The organism is Burkholderia sp. E168m23 (assembly GCF_016586125.1).
Taxonomy (GTDB): domain Bacteria; phylum Pseudomonadota; class Gammaproteobacteria; order Burkholderiales; family Burkholderiaceae; genus Burkholderia; species Burkholderia orbicola.
Genome location: NZ_BCPP01000569.1, coordinates 1 through 4705 on the forward strand (window position 1 = coordinate 1; position 4705 = coordinate 4705).

The 4705-nt window shown below is 66.5% G+C and carries 6 protein-coding genes; 3 read left to right on the plus strand and 3 right to left on the minus strand.

Annotated elements, in window-relative coordinates:
- Together JMF90_RS24840 and JMF90_RS24845 are read left to right on the plus strand one after the other, a co-directional pair.
- Positions 1 to 209: transporter substrate-binding domain-containing protein (locus JMF90_RS24840; RefSeq protein ID WP_201325546.1), on the plus strand; the 209-nt coding region annotated here is incomplete at its 5' end.
- Positions 210 to 319: 110 nt separating this feature from the next.
- Positions 320 to 1261, plus strand: coding sequence for a LysR family transcriptional regulator (locus JMF90_RS24845; protein WP_054928562.1), 942 nt, complete (start codon positions 320 to 322; stop codon positions 1259 to 1261).
- Here JMF90_RS24845 and JMF90_RS24850 read toward each other — a convergent pair.
- Together JMF90_RS24850 and JMF90_RS24855 are read right to left on the minus strand one after the other, a co-directional pair.
- Positions 1254 to 1568 carry an NIPSNAP family protein gene (locus JMF90_RS24850; protein WP_006497967.1) on the minus strand — a complete coding sequence of 105 codons (315 nt, stop codon included), beginning with the start codon at positions 1566 to 1568 and terminating at the stop codon, positions 1254 to 1256. The two genes, JMF90_RS24845 and JMF90_RS24850, sit on opposite strands and share 8 nt — an antisense overlap.
- A 56-nt stretch (positions 1569 to 1624) precedes the next feature.
- Positions 1625 to 2788, minus strand: a complete 1164-nt coding sequence (locus JMF90_RS24855; RefSeq protein WP_054928561.1) for an iron-containing alcohol dehydrogenase — start codon at positions 2786 to 2788, stop codon at positions 1625 to 1627.
- A 228-nt stretch (positions 2789 to 3016) separates the two neighbouring features.
- Here JMF90_RS24855 and JMF90_RS24860 point away from each other — a divergent pair, with 228 nt between their 5' ends.
- The gene (locus JMF90_RS24860) at positions 3017 to 4333 is read left to right on the plus strand and encodes an MFS transporter (protein ID WP_054928560.1); all 1317 of its coding nucleotides are present in this window, start codon (positions 3017 to 3019) and stop codon (positions 4331 to 4333) included.
- A gap of 67 nt (positions 4334 to 4400) precedes the next feature.
- On the opposite strand, the gene JMF90_RS24865 is transcribed toward JMF90_RS24860, so the two are convergent.
- On the minus strand, positions 4401 to 4705 hold a 305-nt coding region (locus JMF90_RS24865; RefSeq protein ID WP_201325547.1), incomplete at its 5' end, for an aldo/keto reductase.

Consider the following 4705-nt stretch of genomic DNA (forward strand, 5'->3'; position numbering starts at 1 on the left):
TCGCGACGCCGCGCGGCAAGGGCTTCTCGTTCGCGGGCGGCGTGGTGTACGACGCGAAGATCATGGGCAACGGCGATGCGGCCGGCGTGCGCAAGGCCGACACCGACCTGCGCGATGCGCTGAATCGCGCCATCGCGCAGATTCGCGGCGACGGCACCTACAACACGATCCAGGCGAAATATTTCGACTTCGACATGTACGGGAACTGACGGCAGCGCGGGTGTTCCGATGGCCGGAAAACCCACTGTTTCTTGGTGATCCTCACGATCGTTTACGCGCCGGACGGGCTATAATGCGCGCTTTCGGTTTGGTCGTTGCCATGAAGCCGCTGGCCGTTCCCTCCCTCGCCAATATCGCCTCGCGCCTTCGCCTCAAGCAGCTCAAACTGCTGATCGCGCTCGAAAACCACGGCTCGCTGCACAAGGCCGCCGAAGAGATCGCGATCTCGCAGCCCGGCGCCACCAAGGTGCTGCGCGAGATCGAGGACATCCTCGGCATGCCGCTGTTCGAGCGGCAGCCGAAAGGCCTCGTCGCGAACGATCTCGGCCGCTGCGTCACGCGCTACGCGCGCCTCATCTACAGCGATCTCGAACACCTGCATACCGAAGTGCTCGCGCTCACGCAGGGGCATGGCGGCCATCTCGCGGTCGGCGTGATCATGGGCGCGGTGCCGCTGCTCACGCGCGCACTGACCGACCTGCGCCGGCGTCAGCCGAACCTGTCGGTCGAAATCGTCGAAGGCACCAGCGCGAGCCTGCTCGCGCTGATCGACGACGGCCGCATCGACCTCGCGATCTGCCGCAACGGCAACAGCCGCCGCCCGGAAGCGTACGACTACGTGCCGCTGAAATCCGAACCGCTCGCGGTCGTGACCGCGCGCACGCATGCGCTGGCCGGGCGCGACGCGCTGACGCTGCGCGATCTCACCGATGCGGAATGGGTCGCGTATCCGGTCAACACGCCGATGCGGCTCGCGCTCGAACGCGCACTGGCAGATGCGGGCATCGAGGTGCCGCGCTATCCGATCGAAACCGCGTCGACGTTCGCGACGCTCACGCTGCTGCAGGAGAACCCCGAGCTGGTGGCCGTGATCCCGCGCGAGGTCGCCGAGTTCGGCGAGCGCTTCGGCCTGGTTGCGTGCCTGCCCGTCGCGATTGCGGCGCTCGACGAGCCGTACGGCGTCGTCGCCCGTACCTTCGCGCACCTGTCGCCCGGCGCGCGGCTGCTCGTCGAAACGCTGCAGAGTCCCCTGCTTACCTGATCGGCGAGAACGCGGCCGGCCGCAGCAGCTTCGACTCCATCTTCTCGAGCATCGGGAACGCCTTCGGCACGAACTTCTCGAGCCAGTCCGGATCCTCGTACAACGCGGTACGGCGCTTGATGCGATCGTCCAGGCTTTCGTATGCCCAGATATGGACGACCTGGTTCAGTTCGCCGATTTCCGTGTACCACCAGCCGACGAGCGTCGCATAGCGGGAGATCACCGGCAGCCCTTCCTTCTCGAAGTGCCGCAGGTATTCGTTCATCTTGCCGATCTGGACCGTGTAGGTCCGCATTTCGTAATACATGACTGCTCCTGGTTGAATCGAATCGGGTAAGCGGGTTCCGTGCGGGATGCGCGCGATCAGCGATCGCCGCCGTACGCGGCGCGGATGATGTCTTCGACGTCGCGCGCGGTCGTCAGCCGCGGGTTGACCAGCACGTTGCCGCTGCGCATCGAGTCGGCCACCATCTGCGGCAGGTGCGCGAGATCGACGCCGAGCTCGCGGATGTTCGACGGAATCGCGAGCGCGCGATTGAGCTCGACGATCTGCTCCACCAGTGCGCGCGCGGCCGTTTCCGCATCGACGCCGGTCACGTCGCCGCCGAGCGCTTCCGCGATGTCGCGGTACAGCGCCGGGCAGGCCGGCCGGTTGAAGTCGATCACGTACGGCAGCAGCGCCGCGTTCGCGATGCCGTGCGCGATGTTGAACACGCCGCCCATCGTGTGCGAGATCGCGTGCACGTTGCCGAGCTTCGATTGTGAAAACGCGACGCCGGCCAGGAACGAGCCGAGCAGCATGTCCTCGCGCGCCGCGAGATCGGAGCCGACGTAGTACGCGCTGCGCAGGCTGCGCCCGATCAGGCGGATCGCACCCAGCGCGAGCGACTGGCTCACCGGGTTCGCCTGCTTCGAGACGTACGACTCGATCGCATGCGTGAGCGCATCCATGCCGGTAGCCGCGGTGATCGCGGCCGGCAGCTTCAGCGTGAGTTCCGCATCGAGGATCGCGAGCTTCGGGAACAGCTTGTGGCTGACGATCACGGTCTTGAACAGCGTTTTCTGGTTCGTGAACACCGTCGACGCCGTGCATTCGCTACCGGTGCCCGACGTGGTCGGGATCGCGAAGATCGGCAGCGGTTCGTCCGGAATCTTGTTGTAGCCCTCGTAGTCGAGAATCGTGCCGCCGTTGGTGGCCATCGCGGCCACGCCCTTCGCGGTGTCGATGCTGCTGCCGCCGCCCACGCCGATCACGGCCGTGCAGCGATGTTCCTTCAGGAACGTCAGCGCGTTGTCGAGCACGGCCGTGCTCGGGTTCGCCTCGACGCCCGAGAAGATTTCGTAGGCGACGTCCGCGTCGCGCAGCGACGCGAAGAACCCTTCGAGCACGCCGCTCTTGATCAGGCCTTCGTCGGTCACGACCAGCAGCTTGCCGCTGAACAGCGGCTTCAGCAGGTCGCCGGCCTGCCGGGCGAGGCCGTTACCGAATTTCAGCGTGGTGGGAAAGAAATATTGGAATGGGTTCATGGTGCTTTCTCCGTGTGAAGTCTCCGCACCGAACACTACAAGCGGCCGATTGCCGCCGGTAATGAAAAAACCGGATCGCCCGATAACGCCCGCTTATTCCCCGCGCGCGCCGCGCCGTTTGGTTATCACGCGATCACGAAGCGTCATTAGGCAAGACGCGGCCGTGCCCCTACAGTCGCTGCACGGGACGATGTCATCGCCCCTGCAACCATAACGACGGAGACACGCATGCCCCCCTCGAATTCCCCCGCCGTCCCGGCCGCGGCGCCCGCGTCGCTCGACGCGTCGGCACGGCCGACCAACGTCCGCTGGCGCATCTTCCTGCTCATGCTGCTGCTGGTCGCGATCAACTACATCGACCGCGCGTCGCTGTCGGTCGCGATGCCGCTGATCGCGCCGGAATTCAACCTGTCGCCGGCACTCGAAGGCCTGATGCTGAGCGCGTTCTTCTGGTCGTACGCGCTGATGCAGATTCCGGTCGGCGTGATGCTCGACCGCTATCACACGCGCGGCATCATCGCGACCGCGACGCTCGCGTGGGGCGCGTTCCAGGCGCTCGGCGCGGCGTCGCACAACTGGATCCTGCTGATGCTCACGCGCATGGGCCTCGGCTTCTCCGAATCACCGGTGTTCCCCGCCGGCGCGAAGCTGATCGGCACGTGGCTCACGCCGCACGAACGCGGCCGCGGCGCAGTGCTCGTCGACGGCGGCGCGCCGCTCGGCAGCGCGCTCGGCGCGATCCTGATTTCCGGGCTGATCGCCTGGTTCGGGTCGTGGCGCATCGCGTTCGTGATCGCGGGCATCGGCACGATGCTGGTGGGCGTGCTCGTGTGGCGCTACATCCGCAACCATCCGTCCGAGCATCCGGGCGTGAATGCGGCCGAGCTCGAACACATCACGCGCGCGAATGCGCCGACGCAAGCCACCGGCGAACGCGTGCCGCTGCGCGAGCTGGTGAAGGACCGCTCGGTGCTCGCGATGTTCGCCGGCTACAGCTGCATCCTCGCAGTGTTCTACGGGCTGCTGACGTGGATGCCGAGCTACCTGCACAAGACCTACGGCTTCAACATCGCGACGACGGGCGGCGCGACCTTCATCATCTTCATGTCGGGCTTCGTCGGCGAACTGATCGGCGGCACCATCGGCGATCGCTGGAAGGCGTCGGGCGCCTCGCCGAACCTGGTGATGCGCACGATGTTCAGCGGCTCGTCGCTGATCGCGGCTGCGTGCATTCTCGCGGCGGCCTATATCGCGAACGCAAACGCGGTCGTGCTGCTGCTGAGCATCGCGATGTTCTTCATCCGCTTCTGCGGGATGTACTGGAGCCTGCCGGCGATCGTCGGCGGTCCGGCGCGCGCCGGCGTACTCGGCGGCACGATGAATTTTTGCGGCAGCATGGTCGGCGTCGTGGTGCCGATCCTGATCGGCGTGATCGTCCAGTGGTCGGGCTCGTACTTCCTCGCGCTGCTGTTCTTCGTCGCGATGGCCGTGCTGATCGCGGTGTTCTCCAGCCTGATCGACTATCGGCCACGCGCGCACGGCTGACGCTCGAGCGACTGACCTTCCCCTTCTCGAAACGACGAGGCCCGTGCAAGCGGGCCTCGTCACGTCGTCAGCGGCTTTCCGCCGTCAGGCGATCGATCGGCAACGGCGCATCGGCCGCGACGAGCCGCTGCTCGCGCATCTCCCGCCAGAAATCGGCGGGAATATCGAACGCCAGCGCCGCGGCATCTTCCGCGATCCGCTCCGGACGGCTCGCGCCCGGAATCACCGCGGCGGCCGCCGGATGCGCGAGCACGAACTGCAGCGCGGCAGCCTTGACCGGCACGCCGTGGCGCGCGGCCACCGCGTTGATCCGACCGACCTTCGCGAGGATTTCCGGCGAAGCCTTCCGGTATTCGAAGTGCGCGCCGCCGA

What these genes read in the sequence shown, in the direction of transcription:
- JMF90_RS24845 (WP_054928562.1), top strand. Translation starts at nt 320, where the DNA reads ATGAAGCCGCTGGCCGTTCCCTCCCTCGCCAATATCGCCTCGCGCCTT.
- JMF90_RS24850 (WP_006497967.1), bottom strand. Translation starts at nt 1,568, where the DNA reads ATGTATTACGAAATGCGGACCTACACGGTCCAGATCGGCAAGATGAAC.
- JMF90_RS24855 (WP_054928561.1), bottom strand. Translation starts at nt 2,788, where the DNA reads ATGAACCCATTCCAATATTTCTTTCCCACCACGCTGAAATTCGGTAAC.
- JMF90_RS24860 (WP_054928560.1), top strand. Translation starts at nt 3,017, where the DNA reads ATGCCCCCCTCGAATTCCCCCGCCGTCCCGGCCGCGGCGCCCGCGTCG.